The following is a 19,956-nucleotide window of genomic DNA, read 5'->3' as shown; positions in this document are numbered from 1 at the left end:
AAAAATAACAAGACCACTCCTTTAACTAATAATAATTTGGGGTGGTCTCAATTCATCTATTTGCAGGGTTGTAAAACGCCAGCAATAATTTAACTAACTAATCAAAATCCCATTTAAAGGAAACATCAAAAGCAATGCCTTTCGTTTCACTACGAAATAAAGTATCAGAAAACTCTATTTCTTTACTTTCATCAAGTAGGTTTTGTACTTTGAATTTTAACGTTGTTGAATAGGTAGGATAGTAGGTATATACCATATCAAGTGAATGAAAAGGTTGCTCATACTTATCATCTTGCTCTTCAATACCTGGGATAATAATACGTTCACCAAAGACATTATAAGCCATTGTCACCGAGTGATTACCATTTGGCGCATCATAACCTAAATTGAGATTAACCACATATTGCGAGTGGCCAGTCATTCGACGCGTCGGATTAGTAATCGCGGCAGAAACCCCAGTTTGCTCAACAACGCGTTGCGTGTTGATGTTTATTTCAGAGTCACTTAAGGTTACGTTACCTGATAAGAAAAAGTCGTTACCATTCATACCAGCAAAATCACCCAAAAAGGCAAAATCTTTAATAAACTCTAGCTCAATACCATAAACTTCGCCGTCGTCTGCATTAGCAATAACGATAAGCGGAGGGCCATCTTGGCCTGGTGATTGTACTGATTCAATCGGATTTATCATATCTTTGTAGAATAACCCTACTGACAAGTTTTCTCCCGTATCTAAGTACCATTCCCAACGTAGATCGTAGTTTTTAATATCCGTGGTTTCTATACCAGCAGTGCCTCGAATAGGGTATCCAGTTAGCGGGTCAAGGTAAGTTGATGGCGCAACCTCGCGAATATCTGGGCGTATTGTGGTTTCACCATAAGATAAACGAAACTGAACAGCTTCACTCATCATGTAAGTAAGCGCTAACGCCGAGTATATATCATCTTCTTGAAAGGCTAATTTCGATAAATCTTCTTCTGTTGGTTGTGGTGGTAAATCAAAACGACCGGTTGCGGGATCTAAAGGTGCGACGACTTGACGGTAATCTTCCCAGCGAAAGCCGCCACTGATACGCCAAGTATTGTCAATAAACCAATCTGCCTCAAAGTAGTAAGCATCGGTCATTTGTGCTGAATAATAGTCATCGCCCATTACAGAGGTGTCACGTATAACCGTTTCACTGCCTTGTAAAGGCTGATTAAGAATAATATCGTCTGTTAAAATATCATTCATTTTATTACCACTAAGACTCAGTTCTTCAAAGGCTAAGGTATTAACATCGATACGTCTGGAAAAAGCGTCACGGGTTTTTTCAATAAAATCACCACCGAACTTAAGCTCTAGTTCTGATTGCGAAAAAGTTATGGGTAAAGATAGGTTAAAACCGCTGTTTTCTACTTTATCTTCCAAGTCCTGAAAAGAATAACGGGTAGCGGTTGAAGCCTTACGTAAACTACTTTCGTTAGTAAGATCAAAAGTACCATCTTCGTTTTCATCACTGAGTATGTAGCGCGTAGAAACATTACCCGGTGCGTAACGACTTGAACGAGCGTCTGAATATTTCCAATCAAAACCTATGTTCCACAACCATGGCAGATTGTGAGTACCACGAACCTGATTAGCGATCATTTCGCGCTCTTCGTAGCTAACGTCACTGTCTCGAATGCGCAAACCATCACTGAGTAATACATTGTTAGTATTACCCAGTTTGTCTTTTATTTCGTCGGCGGTATCACGTAGCACAATGAAACTGTAATCAAGGCGATGATCTCGGTCATACTCTACACCTAAGTTCAGCAGTCCAGACCATTTTACTGAATGTTCCGTTGAGGTAACTTGGTCAAAACCTCGTACTAAACTCCATGAATCATCGGTGTTATTACGAAAATCTTGACCTTCGTATAATTCACTTACTTGCCATTCGTTGTCATAAGATAAAGAGGTTAAATAACCCCAGCGATATTTACCCTGTTCAAATTTATCACCGAGCGCAATATCAAGACCAAAATCTGGGGCGATATTTTCTTTAACTGGATCGTAATCACGATTAAGCTGCGCGGCTATTGCACGGTTTTCATCTTGACTAATATTTTTTAATGGACTGTAATTTTTCCATAATTTTTGTAATGTTTTGGGTGCGGTGCGAGTGCCATCATCTTGGCCACGCCAATCATCACTGCCACCCTTGTAGCTGTAACCATCGTCAAAATTTTCGCTATTGCCACCTAAATTACCAGAGATATTAAAAAGGAAATCTGTTGGAATACTTTTTAAACGGATATCAACATTACCGCCACCAAAATGCGCAGGCATTGAAGGTGAGTAGGATTTTTGTACCGATAAAGACTCGATAATTGACGCTGGAAATAAATCCAGAGGTATAACACTACGTGTTGGATCTGGGCTGGGTACGGCGGCACCGTTCAACTGTGTACTAGAGTAACGTTCACCTAAACCACGTACATAAATAAATTTACCATCAACTAATGTCACACCGGTAACACGTCGTAATGCGGCAGCGGCATCGCTGTCACCGGTGCGTGAAATTTGCTCTGCACCTAAAATGTCGGCGATAAAGGCTTGGTTGCGACGCTCTTCAATAATAGCGCTCGCCGTACCTTTTAATCGACTTACCTTAACAACAACTTCTTCAATAGCTTCATCTTCTGCTGATGTTTGCTCCGCTACTGCTGATGTCGCTGCTAGGCTTGTTATTATCGCTAGTGCTAAGCCACTTAATCGTAAACAATTATTTGGTTTGTTTACCTTGATTTGCTTGGCACTATGCATTAATTTTTTGTTCATCGTTAACCTCGATAGAGTCTCTGTGCTTGCTTTAGATACGCTTTTACTGCTTTGCTAATCGCTTGCATCAGTTAGGTTGATTGAGTATTTATTAGTTATGCTGAAATAAAAAAGCGAACACTGATTATTGGAAAAAACAGTGTTCACCTTCAACGTCTAATTATTCTTCAAGACCTACTGTCCATCCTGCTGTCCAGTTTTTCGCTTTCGTTACTGCACCGACATGGTCAGCATTTTCAAAAAAGCTGTTACCGGTGAAGTCTTTAGGTGTTGTGGTATCGATGGTGAAAATGCCTTCTAATACCGCACTTGTATTTGCAGCCGTACTGTTTTCGGTATTATCGTTAATAAACCAGCTCATTAAATCAAAGGTTGCATCACTAGAGTCTTTAGAATCTTTAAACGCTTCATCACAAGCCACAACTGAGTTGCTCATTAGCGTATCACCAGATTTTGCTTGATCTACCGTTAAGCCAGCTTCCAACTCAACACATTCGCCCATGCCTGCAGGACCTGTAACAACAAAGTTATGAAGTTGTGCTTTCGAGCCTTCTCGTAGATAAACACCTTCAGAGTCTTTATCTGCAGTGTCAAATGTATTACCAATAATGGTCATGTTGGCAATACTCGGGTTTGATTGTGGTAGTTTGTTTGGTGTTGAGCCGTCGTTATCACCTTCAATACCACGGTTTGCTTCACCATTTTGTGGGTCATGCTTAACAAGTACGTATTGTAAGTTGCCACGAAAGCCATTATCCCAATCAACGCTGTCATCTTTATTAGAGGTTAAGACCACATATTTAAGGTTAACCGTGCCACCAAAAAATTCGATACCATCATCAGCATTTTCATGTACTTGAATATATTCGACTTTCGTACCAGAACCAACACCACCAAACGTTATCCCGTTCAGTTCGTTGTCTGGTGCTATTTCATAACCTGCATGTTTAACAACGACATAACGTAATGTACCTGAGCTGTCAGCATCGTCTGTGCCGCCAAAGACTGCGCCATCTTGAGCACCTTCAATTTGAAGTGCACAGTCACTGCCATCCGTTGGACATTTATTTGATGTCGCATTACCCAATAATACTATTCCACCCCATTGACCTGCACCTGTTTCAGCGCCAGTCAAATCTTGACTCGACGTAAAAGTGATAGGTTTTGAGGATGTGCCATTTGCTTGAATTTCTGAATCACGACTGACCACTAGGTAATCGCTACCTGAACGACCATAGATGGTTGTACCGGCTTCAATCGTCAGTGTTGCTGAGTTAATTTTATCGCCACCAACAAAAACAGCGCCATTTAGAGCATAAATATTATTAGCGGTTAACGTTAAGTTATTAGCAATAACACCGCTTAATTGACAAGTAATGTTTGAGCCATTGACTGAAGAAATTGCCGATGTACCTGTTGGACAACCTTGTGTTTCTGCCTGAGCGGTTACTACACCACCACCGTAACCAAAGGCCCAACCTTCACGCCAATCGTTACCTGCGTTGTCAGCACTGTCGAACGCACCAATGTAATCAACGGAGTCAAAAAAGGCATTTTGTGTATTAGCGACATCTTGTCCGGCATTAACAGCAACGAGTGGCGAGTTGGCATCGGGAATACCGTTTTCATTAATTAAAATAGAACTACTAATATTGTTGGATGCTTCTGCACTGAACCATGCTTCGAGGTCAAGCAAGACACTACCGTCTTCCGCTTTAGCATTTTTGAAATTTTCACTATTACTACAGGCCATAACACTGTTTTGCATAACAATTTTACCACTGTTAGCATTATTAACGGTTACAGAGCTCGTTGCACCACCTTCAATTTCTAAACATTCACCCATTTCACTGGTGCCGGTTACCACCGTATTAAATATTTTTGCTGCGGTTCCTTCGCGTAAGTAAATACCTTCTGAGTCTTTATCTGCACTGTCAAAGTTATTACCCACAATCGTTAAGTTAGCGATAATTGGCGCTGACTGTGGCTCTTTATCAGGAGTAGAACCATCGTTATCACCTTCAATACCACGGTTTGCTTCGCCGGCATTTTTAGCATGTTCGACATAAATATGTTGCAGCATACCTTTATAACCATTGTCCCAATCGATACTGTCATCTTTGTTTGCTGTTAAAACTAAATGCTTAACATTGACCGCACCGCCAAAAAATTCTACGCCGTCATCGGCATTTGAATGTACTTGAATATAATCAACCGTTGTTCCTGAGCCAACACCACCAAATGTTATACCATTAAGTTCATTGTCAGGCGCAATTTCAAACCCTGCATATTTAACAACAAGGTATTTTAAAATACCTGAATTGTCTTCCCAGTTTGAGCCACCAAAGACAGCACCTTCTTCAGCACCTTCAATTTGAAGGGCACATTCACTACCGTCACTAGGACATTTATTTGAAGGGGCATTACCTAAAATAACTACGCCACCCCATTGACCGGCTGTTGTTTCTTCACCCTTAACATCTTGCAGTGAGGTTAAAATAATAGGTTTAGTTTTTATACCTTCTGCCATTATTTTTGCGTCGCGGTGCACAACGACATAATCACCACCTGATTGTCCAAAAAGAACAACACCTGGCTCTACGGTTAGCGTTGCTCCTGCCATCACTTCTAAAGCACCACTAATAGCATAAAATACCGGCTTGCTATCAGCACTGGCGACTAAAGTCATATCACTAGTAATTTTTCCATCAAGCACTTGTACAGCAACATCAAAACCTAAAGCTGTTGAAACATCTTGGCCCAACACCGAACTAGACTTACCCGGTAATTCGGTCACAATTGGGTCAGTTGGAGCAGGGTTAGTGATGGTTGTATCGCCTACTGAGTTATCTACTTGAGATGAAAGTTTAATATCGCCACCACCACAACTGGCTAAAGTAATGGCACAAGCTAGCGTACTGATTTTAAAGAGTGAATTTATTTGCATGTTAGTCTGCTCCGCAGAAATTATTAGAATAAAGTTGCGGCTATGCTACTAAGGTTAAATGACAGAATTGTTGAAGTAATATGTAGTTTTTATTTAAGAAAAATTACATAAATGTTACATAATAAATTTCTAATACTGATATCGCTTAACTTACTCACTGATCTGTTAACTCTTCAAAACTAAGCTTTTAAAGCTGAACAGATTGAGATACGTTGTTGAATGCGTTAACGTGAGTAAACTCATAATTTATCAAGAATGTACTATGATGTATTTTAATAATCCTTGGTAATTCAAAGTGAGCACTTAACATTATCATCTAGTATTTTTTCATCCTAACTTTTAACAGCTCAGCCCCAATTAATGAAAGGAAATTGCATATGAATGACAAAACAACAACGACAACTGGCAAATGCCCAGTAATGCACGGCGGTGCAACAAAGAGCAGTATGTCCAATATGGGATGGTGGCCAAAGGCACTAAATCTTGACATTCTTCATCAACATGACAGTAAGACTAATCCTATGGGTGCGAATTATAATTACCGTGAAACCCTGAAAGATCTTGATATGGCTGCTCTTAAAACAGATATGCATGCCCTCATGACAGATAGTCAAGACTGGTGGCCTGCTGATTGGGGACACTATGGTGGCCTAATGATCCGTATGACTTGGCATGCTGCCGGCACCTATCGTATCGCGGATGGTCGCGGTGGTGCAGCGACTGGCAATCAGCGTTTTACGCCAATAAATTCTTGGCCAGATAACGCCAATTTAGATAAGGCCCGCCGTTTGCTGTGGCCTATCAAAAAGAAATACGGTAACAAACTTAGCTGGGCTGATTTAATTGCTTACGCTGGCACTGTTGCTTATCAATCTATGGGGTTAAAAACCTTCGGTTTCGCTTTTGGTCGTGAAGATATTTGGCAGCCAGAAATTGACACGTATTGGGGCGCCGAAAAAGAATGGCTTGCACCAAGTGGTGGAGAAGGCAGCCGTTATTCTGGTGAGCGTGATTTAGAAAACCCATTAGCTGCGGTAATGATGGGGCTAATATATGTTAACCCTGAAGGTGTAGACGGCAAGCCCGATCCCCTTAAAACAGCGCATGATATTAGAGTAACGTTCGAACGTATGGCAATGAACGATGAAGAAACGGTTGCCTTAACGGCCGGTGGTCACACCGTCGGTAAATGTCACGGCAATGGTGACGCTTCGCAAATAGGACCAGAGCCAGAAGCTGGAGATATTACTGAACAAGGTCTAGGCTGGAACAATAAAACCAAACGTGGCATTGGTCGCGATACCATCACCAGTGGTATTGAAGGCGCATGGACGACACATCCTACTCAGTGGGATAACGGTTATTTTTCGATGTTGCTTAACCACGAGTGGGAATTAAAGAAGAGCCCAGCGGGTGCTTGGCAGTGGCAACCAATAAATATTAAAGAAGAGCATAAGCCTGTTGATGTTGAAGATGCAACTACACGTCAAACGCCTATTATGACTGATGCCGATATGGCGATGAAAATGGATCCAGCGTACCGTGAAATTTCAGAACGTTTCTCTAAGGATCCTGAATATTTTTCTGACGTTTTTGCACGAGCATGGTTCAAACTCACTCATCGCGATATGGGGCCAAAGGCACGTTATATCGGTAAAGAAGTCCCTCAAGAAGACCTTATTTGGCAAGACCCTGTTCCCACTGGAGCCACGAGTTATGATATTGACTTACTGAAAAATAAAATAGCAGCGAGTGGTTTAAGTATCAGCGAAATGGTTGCAACCGCTTGGGATAGTGCGCGAACCTATCGTAACTCTGACAAACGCGGTGGTGCCAACGGCGCACGCATTCGCCTTGCTCCACAAAAAGATTGGCAAGGTAACGAACCAGCACGCCTTAGCAAAGTACTTTCTGTGCTAGAAAGTATTGCCACAAGTAGTGGTGCAAGTATCGCTGATGTCATTGTTTTGGCAGGTAATGTTGGTATAGAACAGTCCGCAAAAGCGGCTGGTTTTGAAGTCACTGTACCCTTTTCACCAGGGCGTGGCGACGCAACAGATGAAATGACGGATATTGACTCCTTCGAAGTACTAGAGCCCACTCATGATGCTTATCGAAACTGGCTAAAAGCTGACTATGTTGTCAGCGCAGAAGAACTGATGCTTGACCGAAGTCAGTTAATGGGACTCACCGCGCATCAGATGACCGTGTTAATTGGTGGTATGCGTATGCTTAGCACTAACTACGATGGTACAAAACATGGGGTATTCACCGAACGTGAAGGTGTACTTTCTAACGATTATTTTGTTAATTTAACAGACATGAATTATACGTGGGAACCTGTTAGTGATAACCTCTATGAGATGCGCGATCGTCAATCAAATGAAGTAAAATGGACAGCAACACGAGTTGACCTTATCTTTGGTTCTAACTCAATTCTTCGTTCATATGCTGAAGTTTATGCGCAAGATGATAACCAAGAGAAGTTTGTTGCTGATTTTGTTACAGCATGGGCGAGTGTGATGAACGCTGATCGCTTCGATTTAGTCTGATGATTAGCTAAAATTTCACGCCGCTATTTACCGCGGCGTGAATTATTAATCTAGCTAACTTAGTAAGTAGCGACTTAAAAGTATTGCACCCGCAATACTTTTTTTTAGCTATAAACTCTTCAATCTAATAGCTGGAATGACCCCGTATCCTTCAAAGCTATCACTTGAGCTATAAGCCATTGTATTAGCAATAATTTTTTAAGTTTACCAGCGTTCTACACTCCATTGCACGGCCATAATCGCAATTAATATAGAGCCAACAGGTAGAACACCTCTCGTATAAAACGTGGTATTACGTAATAAAATTAATATCGGCAGTAAAATAACAAGTATCGCTAACTGGCCTATTTCAACACCAAGATTAAAGGCTAGTATACTCAGTAACTGTTGATCCGCAGGTAAGCCTAATTCTCCTAAGACACTAGCAAACCCCATACCGTGTAGCAAACCAAAGGCAAAGGTTAACCAAGCTAAACGTAAAACTACTGGCCAAATATTATTGAGTGCCGCAAACAAAACCGATAAAGCAATGCCCAACTCTACCCAACGACTGCTTGGGCTTAACCAGCCTAAGGCGGTCGCTGTTAACGTTAGCGAATGAGCCAAGGTAAATGCACTCACGATCCATACGGTGTTAGTCAAAATAGTTTTAACACTTGATATAGCTTGCCACTTTTTATCTTTACGCTGGAGCACCGCCGGCAATAACAAGGCAAACAAAAACAGGATATGGTCTATACCGATCCAAATATGTACAACACCTTGATAAACAAATTGTGTAAAGGTCGTCCAGGCACTACCTTTGCTCAAATCTATGGTGATTTTTCGAGTGCTGTCATCTAACACTAAACTGTGTAAGTGGTTACCATCACCAATATTTAGAACCACCTCATGGCTACTATCTAAAGAAAATATTGCGCTGTAGGCAATTTCTAATGGGCCACTGATTGGGCACTGACCTGAGAAATCAGTAACAGCGAAAGCTTCATTGGCATGATCTTGCAAACGCTCCATAATCTCAAAACGTAAGTTACACCTTAAATTTTCACGACTCAATAATAAATGCTCAGCCAAATAGCTAGCAATCTCAGCTTGTCGACTCTTGACCTCTCCCCAGGTTAACTCACCGTTGGCATTTATATCCAAGCCAACAGCTAATTCTAAATCAGTCAAACTCAATTGCCATTCGCCACTGATACGACCGGTGTCGTCGATTTCGGCAATAATGTAACTGGTACTCAATTGATGAGCGACGACAGTATTGGCCAGTAATAACGACAGGCTTATTAGCCCTATTTTTAACCACTGCTGCATATTTTTATCTCACTACTTTTACGGTTTATTAAGGTTTATTGTGTTGAGGTGTAGCTTAAATCTGAGGCTTTTTATCAGGTGATTCTTTAAATGCTAAAGCACGTTTGAGCAAGCATTCATCCGAGCCCAGCTTAGCTTGTTGCCAATTAATTCTCGCCCAATAAAGCGCCTTAATAGGGTTAGGAACAATATCGAGATAATATTGAGCTATATCTGCAGCATGAGCGGTATCATTTCGTTGCAAACGTATTTCGATACGTTGGGTTAGTCGCTGCTGCCATACGCCATTAGTTGCCTTAGTTATTTGTTCGGCAAGGGTCAAACGTAATAACAAAGCATCATCAAAACTATCACTTGCTTCAACGATAGGTCCTAATGTCTCTAAAACAATTTGGCCTTGTTGTTGTGCTAAATAAATATCCGCCCACAGCGCTAAATAACTAACAGGGGCCTGATTCAATGGGTAGCCTGACAAATGGTCTATGGCTTGTTGTGTTAGCTGCTGACGGTGAGCAAGATCAGCTAAAATTTGATTAAGCCATACCTGTTGGGCGATAGGTATATCACCCGCAAGCTTAACGATATTTCTTAACTGTTGGTAACTTTGAGCAACGTTGCCTTGTTCAGCACTAACCTCTAGCACGCAGGCGCTACTGACAAATAAACTGCCCTGCCCCAATACTTGTAAACAGGCACTTTTCGCAGCGTCAAGATCACCTTGTACCATGTGTATATTGGCTTTCATTAACCAAGCAGCGACGTTGTCTGGCTGATATTGAAGTATCTGAGTCAGTAATTGTTGGGCCTGATTAAATTGATGGTAATGCTGTAAGACGGTTGCTGAATAAAATTGTAGCTCTAGATCATTAGGATTAGCGACCAACAAGGGTTTCAGTAAAGCGCCAGCACGGCCATAATAACGACTTGCTAAGCCAGGCTTACTTGCGTCATTGAGCAGTTGGGCGATAAAAACCTTTGGCTGTTGTGCAGGTTTAGGTACCGTCCAGCTAGCAACGATACTTTGATTTGATTTGGGCACATAACTTTCTGAATGCACAGGCGATGAAGTGGCAATAAAAACCAAAAATAATAAGGGGTTAATAAAACGAAGTATTGGCATATCATTATCCATAAAAGGGCGCCTTCCTTGGCGCAGTCAAGATGGTTCTACTGTTGAATCAAGTCGTCGTATGCTGCTGGTTCCTCAACATCTTGAATAAACGCACGACCATTTACGGCCAAGGGTTTATCGCTTGGTTGCTGACTAAAAGCTGCACGACTATAACTGGCAAATGACACTTCCAGCGCTTCAATCGTAATATTGATTGTACCGCTAACAGGATAATTAATTCCATCAGAGGCAGTAAAAGTAAAGCTGTCACTTCCTGTTACTTCAGGATTAGGCTGGTAAGTGAAACTACCATTACTATCAATGGTGACCATTCCTAGCATCGGCTCTTGGTCTAAGCTAAAAGTCAACGAGTCACCATTTTCATCATTTGCGCTTAACATGTCAGTGATAGGCGTTTCTGTTTGAGTGATCAAGTCGACCGATATCGTAGTCGGTGATGCGTTTTTCGTAATCGGTAGCTCATCGACATCATTATTACAGCCTGAAACTAGCATGGCGGCCGCTAAACTTAACACGACCCCTTTAAGCTTAAAGACTTGACTAAGATGAGATGCTGTATTTCGTTTACTATATAACATAATAGTGTTCCTTATTTAGAGCCTGGTAAAGGCGTTGCTAAGTATGGAAAGCTAGTATCCATCATAGAGGCATTACTTGGCGCACCATCAGTAAAGGGTACATTACCTACACTTGCATCTTCTGGTGCACATAAGCCCAAATCTGTATCTGTGCCATTAACAGGAATTGGGTAACATAAACGACCCATAACAACACGAAGAGCAATATCTACCACATCATCTCCTGGTCGGCGACCATTTGGAAAGCCAGCTAAATCGTCACCAGCAACACCAAACGATGACTGCATATCGGCTGCCACTGCTGCAATACCAGTATTTAAGCGTAGCATTTCAGCTGCGGTCACTGTTGATAACTGATTAACACCTGGGAAACCCGTTAAAAATGCGGTAACTAAATCAACCCTAGGGAAATTAGTGGGTGCCAACGTTTCGATATTTGCACCTAAAGTGGTATTAACTGCATCTTTAAACAATATATTCAGCAGTTCAGGTAGCGTTGGATGAGTCACATAATCAGCAAACTGACCATCTGCACTTGGATGAGAACTTGAGAACTTATCTTTATCGGCCAAACCAATAACCAATTCATTCACTAAAGGAGAGCCAAGACGAGAAACTTGCGTCAATGCACCACCATTTACTTCAGTGTTATCAAAGCTAGCATTAGGATTCAAAATTCTAGCCTGAGGCAAACTTGCCGTAGTCCAACTACCGATAACGCCATTACCTGTTCCTGTTAAACAAGCTGTCGGTACTTCAATAGCGATACTAGTAACATTTTTGTCAGCTAAATCATCATTACTTGCTGATTGTGTAATACCACCGGGGAAGCCATCGCCATCGCCTGCTCCAGGAGCACTGTCACCCTCAACAGGAACAAAGTTCACTAAATCAAAAACTTTACCTAAATTAACCGCAAATGCGTCTTTACGCTGACCAACAAATACTTTTGCTGGTGCATCACAGCCAGGTATAGCAGCTGAGTATATATGGCTGTTAGCATAAGCTGAATACTGCTCAGCGTTGGTAAATGTTTTGTTACCGATGTAATCGAGTGGCTTAGCAAAACTTGCTCCACCCGAAGTAATATTAGTAACAGCAGCACTGGTACCCGTTCGCATTGGACCAGAAATCATATTAACCATGTAGCTTTCAGAGAAATTAGCCGCACTTTTATCTGCCATACTGATGCCGCCAACATTTTTAAGTGGTACACCAACAGATTTCTGTTCTCCTTCAGCGCCAACCATCAAAGCAACACCTGCATTATTGTTGCCTAACATCTGGTTAAAATTAAAAGTAAAGGTTATATCTTCAACAGCATCACCATCGTTATCAATATGAATCGCATAAGTTGCAGCAGGGTCCATAGCGAAATAGTTAGGTCCACCATAAGCATCCTGTAAAGGAATGTAATTTGCGATGAGTGTGACGTAATTGCCACGGCCTTCTTCATAACTATTGAATGCATAAAAGTCTGTTGAGTCGACTGTTGGCATACGTGTGACGTTAGGCGCTTCACGATGGCTTGATGCAGATACAGCTTGAGACAAAGTTGCACTCATTATTGCCGATACAATTAGTGTTAATTTAAATTTTTTCATGACGTTTCCTTTATAATTTATAGTTCTTAATGGTTACTTTCTTGAAAGCTCATTAAGTTAAACGATCGAGATTATGAATTGGATGCAAGAAAAATAACTTATTTACAAATTAATAATTATTCAGCCGAACCATAGTTTCAAATCGTGTTATTTTTACTTTTTATATTGGATAGCGTTGTTGCACTTTTTTTAGGTCATGTCGCCTTAGTCAACTTAATCAACAACAGCTAAGGTAAGCCTAGGTCATAAAATTATAGAATGTCGAATATTTGCCATTTAATATAAACAATATATTTACAAATTATTGACTTTTGTCAGCATGAAACAACAGATAAAAAAAACGAAACTGTCGTTTCGCTTTTTAATATTCGCAGTAAAAGATAAAGAGTAACTAAAGAATAACCAGTTCTGAAGTATATAAGACAGTGGTTGGTGAACCATTTGGTGAACCACCTAATGGCTCTAAGCTAACCGCTAAAGCCGCAATCTCAATCTGATCAAATAACTGAGGTTTACTTAAAACTAACTTACCACTTTTAGGTAGCAAGCCTAAAGAAATCGGAGGCCGACCGTCTGCTGCCACTATCCATAACTGATAATCAGCATCTGACTTAGCTATTAACTTCTTGGTCGCTTGCACGCTAATAGTGTCTGCACCAATTTCTAGCGCCCATAATAAGTCGGCTTGTTCATTACTCATTAAAGCAAGTTGTTGAACCTCAGGCTGAAGTGGCGGTTGAAAGCTAAATAACAACACAGCAAGCACTATCGCAGCCGCTGAAGCTAAACCCGCAATACCTTGCCAAACTCGAGGCTTAGACTTAGTTATTGCCACAACATTACTTTTTATAGGCTTAGCTACAAATCCTAATTGATCTTCGATACGCAGCCAAACAGCTATGTCTGGGGTAACCGGTGGAATTTTTTGCCCTAAGCCGTTGAGGTGTTGCTCCCATGTTTGGGTTGCATCACTGATCAGTGGGAATTGCATCATCAATTTTTGAAAGCGCTGGCGAGCAGGGCCACGTAGAGTACCAAGCACATATTCTGCTGCAAGGGCGTTTTTTAGTTTTTCAGATTGATAATTCATGGTGTTAAGCAACTCTGTAAGCTCATAAGACCACGTCTTATCCAGCTTTTAATTGTACCCAAAGGGTTATTTAGGTGTTTAACCACCTCTTGATGAGAACAGCCATTGAAGTAGGCTAAATAAATAGCTTGTCGTTGTTGAAGATCTAACTGCTGTAAACATTTGTCGAGTAAGAGTTGTTCTGAGTCACTTATTTTCTCACTGGCATTAAGATCAAAACTTTCGTTCTCAACGAGTTCATCCTCTTTTCTAATTTTATGATAACGTAAAATGTCCAGCGCGCGATAACGCACTATACTGACCATCCAAGTCAACACTGTGCCCTTACCTGTACGATATTCCGATGCGTTATGCCAAATACGGACGTAAGCTTCCTGCAAGGCGTCTTCAGCCAACTCTCTTCGTATTAACATTTTCAAACTTACCGCATAGAGCTGCTTACTGGTCGCTTTATACAGTTGAGAAAATGCCTGTTTGTCACCTTGGGCTGACGCACCAAGTAACGCTAAATGCTGTTCATGTTCCATTATTTGTTGCTCTTTTTAAAGAAAATTTGCGTACACGCAAAAGATACTAACCTAAAGAGTCATAGTTTAGCTACTATCATACTTGCAGTAATATGAACGATATTAGTCTACTAATATAAAATTTATAACGTATGAGAAGAAAGTAGCAGAAACAAAGGTGTATGGTCATAGATAACAAGAAAGGCGTCATTCCATGAGAAAATTGACATATTATTTACGTTTTACGATTATCTCTAATCTTTGAAATAAATCCCCCTCATGATCACAAATGCCAAAAGGCTAAACTAATGATTAAAGTAACCAACTCTATTTTTATGTCAGCTATCTTCAGGGATAACTGATATAAAAGGTAATTTTCTATGGCGTTTTACCCCAGACTGCCATATTTTTTTTGTACAAGCATGTCAACATGCATTTTTCTATTACTATATGAATTATAGTAGTTATTCTCTGTCATTATATACCTGAAAAAGAATTCATTCTGATTTAATAACATAGGGTACTTAGTTCAAATGTGAGCAAATCAAAACAGTTAATCAATAATTGGAAGCAATTCATCGTCAGTATTACGATGTTTGAATCGCTGGCCAATTATTATTTTTGAGTAGTTCACCTAATTCGATAGCTGCCTGGCGCAATACTGATTCAAAAGCGAGTAACTCATCTAAACTTTTACGAATCACGGGAGCATGAGTAAAAAGACAGGCAAACAACCTGCCATCCTCATCTTTAATAGGTACAGCACAAGCAACCATACCATCGACAAATTCTTCGTTATCCGTTCCTAGCTCATTATCTCCAATCTTTAACAGCTCACTTTCTAATAACTCATGGCTAATCAACGTATTACGTGCCAACTTATCCAGTGATAATTTACTGACAATACGGTGACGACGCTCTGTGGGTAGAGAACTTAAATAAAGTTTATCGCTGGCAGTACACCATACCGGCGTATGACTGCCAACAGGTAAATAAACTGCTTTCTAATGATCACTTTAGCCACATTCGAGATATTAGCTTTTATATCGATAACGCCACTTTAACAGGCTAGAAACGGTCATTTAAAGAGCAAAAGATTCTTATTTACCGTCCTCCTTAAGATTACAATCGAACTACTTAGAAGTCTAAATTAGAAAAAGTATACAAATAACCCTTTTACGTCTACAAGAAATGAAAGCAATATCATATCGTGTTCCGAACCGCCTACGTCATCACATAAATATAATCGAGAGCCACATTTGGTTTTAAATAATATAGCAATTAATAAAAATGGTTCCAAGTAATTAAACAGATTAACAATGTGTAAATTGGCCAAAAACTAACTTTAAGTAAAATACCATCATTAGCAAATAAACCTTTTGTTGTAGCCTTTTCTCTAGAGTTAAACGTATAAATAATAAATGCAGTAGATACTATGAAAAAATAGCTCACTAAATAAAAATATTCGATATAGACAATTCCCTCCCCTGGAAAATGTTTTCTAACATCTATATGCGCAATTAATATAACAAAGAAAATTGCGGCACAACTACCGATAGAGGATGAAACGCTGGCACTAAATTTAGAACTAAGATGCTTATTTGAAGTCATCATAAGTACTAAGCTATATAACAAAAAAATACTAACCAATAGTAAAGTTATATTAATCATGAATGCGCTAAGAAAGTCCCGTTCAATGACAATATTAAACGTGAGTTCTGGTAAGTTCGTTTTGGGGTGGTCGTTATGCAAACCAAAATCAGTATCAAAATTAAGTCTCATGTAGCTAAAGAAAGACTCATTTAAAGCCCAACCTGAGAGTACAATATCCTGTGAAATACCAAATGTAGATAATTTAGCGGTACTATCGTAAGAATTAAGTGATGGTACTAGAATCAAATTACTATTAAAATTATCAGGCAGGATTTTTAACCATACTGTTTTATGATCAATAGGGTAATTTTTATAACTGAAACTTTGTCGTAAATCTACTTCAAAATACCAACCAACAACTGTTATACCAGCAATAACATCACGATAAGCTTCTTTCATTATTACATTACCGATAGAGTTAGGGAATATAACCCCTGGTTTGTGCTTTTCTAAAATTTCAGCACTAAACTCTTGCCATATATAACCACTAAGGTGAACATCATTTGGCCCAGTAAATTCTAGTGAGTCAATAAATACACCTGTAGGTATTTGGTCACTTTTATGTTGCCCATAATCTAATAAGCTATTGAATACTGCTTCTTGATCAACTAGTTGATGAGCGTTGTGTGTAAAGTTGCTATGTTGCTGGTACCACTGGAAAGCGATCAAAAATGTAAATACACACGTTAGTGTGAATGATAATAATTTCATATAAATCCATTGCAAATAATTATTAATAATGTTTTAGTAAACTGAAACTTAAAAATCTTAAGCTACTTAATTTAATGCTTTATCATATTAAATATTTTCTTCTTTATGAATCTAGCACCGCCTGTTAACTAGCATGTAGAATGACTCCTTTTCATAAATCCCCCCTAAATTAGAGGGAGGTCAAAATTTTAGTAATTTTGACTCAATTAGTTATTATATCTCCTTAACACCCTGATAACGCGAAGAATTGGTTGTATAAAATATTTAGGGACGAAAAGGCAGGCTTATTTTTGTATTATTGAATAGCTTGTTATACTTATTATTACAACTAAGTCCTCTGTTGGCATATTAACAAGAGTTACAGCACCGTTACCATTATTTTTAACACCTGACTTAGCTCTTACATCATAATGCACTTCATGAGCTATAACAGCAGATAATTGATTTTTTATTATGTCGATAGGGGCTTATTGGTCAGTATCTAACATTATGTCAGTGAGGTATGGTGTAGTTATACCTCCTAAAATACTGCTTTTATTTCTATATACTTTGGAGCATTAGCATCAAAATGGGTCTGTATTGCTTAATAAGTGTTGGAAGACACGAACATTTTATGATGAATCAAAATTTTTGAAAGTGTTAAAAGAAAGAAATTCGCCTCTTTTAAAAACATAAACTCTTGTTGAATGACTCAATGCATGAAGCGGGCGTTAGCCACAATTTCGATTAATGGAATTCGCTTAAAAAACAGGTGGATACTTAACTTTCTAGTCCGATTATGGGTTGTCTGGATTTCGATTGATTTTTCTACCACTTGGCTCACTCTGATTGGCCTAATCCCGATTGCCTTAGTGATGTATCGTGGGTAGGATTATTTCGAACTTGGCGCCGCCGCTGGTATTCAACACAACGATCTTACCACCCATCTCATTAACTATACCGTAAGACACCGACAACCCCAGTCCAGCCCCTTTACCAACCACCTTAGTGGTGAAAAACGGATCGAAGATATTCTCAAGTAATTCAACAGGAACACCTGATCCATTGTCTTCAACGCTAATACTCACCTGCCCCTGTGGCTCGAACACCACGACAATCTGGATGCGTTTCGGTACCACCCCAGAAGGATGCGCAATCAGCTCGTCACTCGCGTTGCGAATAAGGCTCAGTAGCACCTGCTCAAACCGAAGCGCATATCCAAACACCTTCGCACCTACCTCAGTGGGTAGAGCCAACACCAACTCAATCCTAGACAACTTTAACTGCTCACCGATCATACCGATCGCGCCTCTCACGGCATCACGAGGGTCAAATGGCTGAGCAACTTCACTAGAATCGCGGCCGAACGATCTCAGGTGGCCGATGATTTTCGACGCGCGAACAACACTTTCCCTGATACGCTGCATCTTCTCCAACTGGTATTCTGGGTCAAATTCACCGCGCTTGAGAGTTCTCTCAACGTTGCCTGCCGCCATTGATATTATGTTAAGCGGCTGGTTGAGTTCGTGCGCCACTCCGGTGGCCATATCTCCCAGGCTGGCGAGCTTGCTCGAGTTTACCAGTTGCGCCTGCAACTTTTTCTGCTCGCTGATATCCCTAATCACCATAGCGATCCCACCGCTATGAGTCACCTGCTCACGAATATTGAGTGTCTTACCCCCAGCTATGACTATCTCACATTCGCTTGGCAAAGAGCGATGAGCTACCATGCGTTTGGCGACCCATTCTTCACAGTCTATGATGTGCGTAATAATCTCGCCAGCGTCAAACAAACGCCTTAGATAATCCTCAAACAGTACACCGGTTTTTACCGAATCGATGACTTTCTCGTGCATGTGCCGGTATTCCGGGTTGGTGAATACAAAGCGGTCATCACTGTCTAGAAATGCAATTCCCTCCTCAAGCTGGTTAATGGTATCAACCACCTCAGACATTTCATCGCGATTTCGGAGCAGTTCGCCAGTCAGCTGGTTCGTCTTTTCTTCCTGCTTTTTCAGGTTTTCGTTGGCTAACCGAAGTGCACTTCGCTGGGCGGTTAGCTTGCCGGAGAGCTTATTCGCGTCCTCGAGTGCCATCTTGTTTACCTGGAATAGCTGGAGCATGTCAACGACCACATCGTGGGTGGCAAAATCCGCGAAACTAAGTTTATGTATGGCGATCTCGGAAGCGTCGATAAACCAAGGTGTGCCGAGAAACAGCAACACACTCTCGCGAGGTAAAAATACGAACTCGCCACGCAACTTGAGATCACTGGCAAGGTGTTTAATAAGGAAAAATGATCCAGCATTTTCGAGCACCCAGTTGACACAGAAAACACCCTCTGGTCGGATTGATTCAAATAGCTTATCCATACTCACGCTAGGGAGGATATTAGCACAAATACGTTGTAGTGTTGTTCCAACCTGCAGTATTTCCATCTGCATGTTCAACACTAAGTGGAAAGGGAACGCTGCGGCGAACTGCTGTGGCGGAAGGCCAAACTGAGATGTTGAGCACGGGTTATTTTTTTTCATTCGATTGCGTCGTTTGACCACTTGACATCAAAAACATCGTGATCTGCACCTTGTTCCTTGGATTCGACCAGGTGAACAGTAACCGGTGTATTGAACAACTTGCCCAGGCCGTGCATCAAACCAATGACAAAATGCACTAAGCCTGCGCGGTGCGTACGATAGTGCAGCTTTAGTGAGTTTTCAGTTACATCTGTACACTCGAAACCGGGCGGTTGCAGGTTAGGAAACAGCATCTTCACCCTTGAATGAAAGCCCGGCAAGTTGGCCAGGAACTCGGGCAATGAGCTACCGTTGGCCTGCATCAAACCGCCGTAACCTTTCTGCGCTGTATGCAGTACCCAGTGTTCACCGAATGTCTCAAGAACAGTCTCTGCAGGAATATTCAGTACCTCACTTGCAGCATTCACCAACTGGAAAGTCATTTTGTCTGGGTACGCTTCGTTGCTCATGAATACGTCTATGTCGACCCCAGCGCAGGACTTAATATCTTCCCATACCGGCTCGCCAAATTGCATGCAGACCATATCTTCCACTGCTTTATTAACCATTC

General features: G+C 40.7%; 12 protein-coding genes and 1 pseudogene. 1 reads left to right on the top strand and 12 read right to left on the bottom strand.

Going from position 1 to position 19,956, the window contains the following annotated elements:
- Positions 1-97: 97 nt before the first annotated feature.
- Entirely contained in the window at positions 98-2,791 is a 2,694-nt protein-coding gene (locus H4J57_RS18320; RefSeq protein WP_182243848.1) for a TonB-dependent receptor domain-containing protein, read from the bottom strand.
- Positions 2,792-2,966: 175 nt separating this feature from the next.
- Positions 2,967-5,753, bottom strand: coding sequence for a hypothetical protein (locus tag H4J57_RS18315; protein WP_182243838.1), 2,787 nt, complete (start codon positions 5,751-5,753; stop codon positions 2,967-2,969).
- A gap of 377 nt (positions 5,754-6,130) precedes the next feature.
- On the opposite strand from H4J57_RS18315, the gene katG reads away from it, so the two are divergent.
- The gene (gene katG / locus H4J57_RS18310; protein ID WP_182243837.1) at positions 6,131-8,305 is read left to right on the top strand and encodes a catalase/peroxidase HPI; all 2,175 of its coding nucleotides are present in this window, start codon (positions 6,131-6,133) and stop codon (positions 8,303-8,305) included.
- A gap of 204 nt (positions 8,306-8,509) precedes the next feature.
- On the opposite strand, the gene H4J57_RS18305 is transcribed toward katG, so the two are convergent.
- The 10 genes and pseudogenes from H4J57_RS18305 to H4J57_RS18260 form a co-directional block, all read right to left on the bottom strand.
- Entirely contained in the window at positions 8,510-9,619 is a 1,110-nt protein-coding gene (locus tag H4J57_RS18305) for a HupE/UreJ family protein (protein WP_182243836.1), read from the bottom strand.
- A gap of 55 nt (positions 9,620-9,674) precedes the next feature.
- Positions 9,675-10,751, bottom strand: coding sequence for a lipopolysaccharide assembly protein LapB (locus H4J57_RS18300; protein WP_182243835.1), 1,077 nt, complete (start codon positions 10,749-10,751; stop codon positions 9,675-9,677).
- A 35-nt stretch (positions 10,752-10,786) separates the two neighbouring features.
- Positions 10,787-11,245, bottom strand: coding sequence for an Ig-like domain-containing protein (locus H4J57_RS18295; RefSeq protein WP_409049412.1), 459 nt, complete (start codon positions 11,243-11,245; stop codon positions 10,787-10,789).
- A gap of 95 nt (positions 11,246-11,340) precedes the next feature.
- Complete coding sequence (locus H4J57_RS18290; protein WP_409049411.1) at positions 11,341-12,894, bottom strand: DUF4331 domain-containing protein; 1,554 nt, start codon at positions 12,892-12,894, stop codon at positions 11,341-11,343.
- Between the two features lie 430 nt (positions 12,895-13,324).
- Complete coding sequence (locus H4J57_RS18285; protein WP_182243832.1) at positions 13,325-14,023, bottom strand: anti-sigma factor domain-containing protein; 699 nt, start codon at positions 14,021-14,023, stop codon at positions 13,325-13,327.
- Complete coding sequence (locus H4J57_RS18280; protein ID WP_182243831.1) at positions 14,020-14,550, bottom strand: sigma-70 family RNA polymerase sigma factor; 531 nt, start codon at positions 14,548-14,550, stop codon at positions 14,020-14,022. The genes H4J57_RS18285 and H4J57_RS18280 overlap by 4 nt, the downstream gene beginning before the upstream one ends.
- Before the next feature lie 566 nt (positions 14,551-15,116).
- Positions 15,117-15,515 (bottom strand): annotated as a pseudogene (locus H4J57_RS18275) (IclR family transcriptional regulator C-terminal domain-containing protein); the annotation flags it as partial.
- Between the two features lie 295 nt (positions 15,516-15,810).
- Positions 15,811-16,893, bottom strand: coding sequence for a hypothetical protein (locus H4J57_RS18270; RefSeq protein WP_182243830.1), 1,083 nt, complete (start codon positions 16,891-16,893; stop codon positions 15,811-15,813).
- A gap of 848 nt (positions 16,894-17,741) precedes the next feature.
- Positions 17,742-19,406, bottom strand: coding sequence for an ATP-binding protein (locus tag H4J57_RS18265; protein WP_182243829.1), 1,665 nt, complete (start codon positions 19,404-19,406; stop codon positions 17,742-17,744).
- Positions 19,403-19,954: a heme NO-binding domain-containing protein gene (locus tag H4J57_RS18260; protein WP_182243828.1), complete on the bottom strand. Its 552-nt coding sequence runs from the start codon at positions 19,952-19,954 to the stop codon at positions 19,403-19,405. The genes H4J57_RS18265 and H4J57_RS18260 overlap by 4 nt, the downstream gene beginning before the upstream one ends.
- Positions 19,955-19,956 lie beyond the last annotated feature (2 nt).

The organism is Colwellia sp. BRX8-7 (assembly GCF_014077275.1).
Taxonomy (GTDB): Bacteria; Pseudomonadota; Gammaproteobacteria; order Enterobacterales; family Alteromonadaceae; genus Colwellia_A.
Note: the sequence above shows the minus strand (reverse complement) of the source record. Positions and strands in the feature narration are given on the sequence as shown.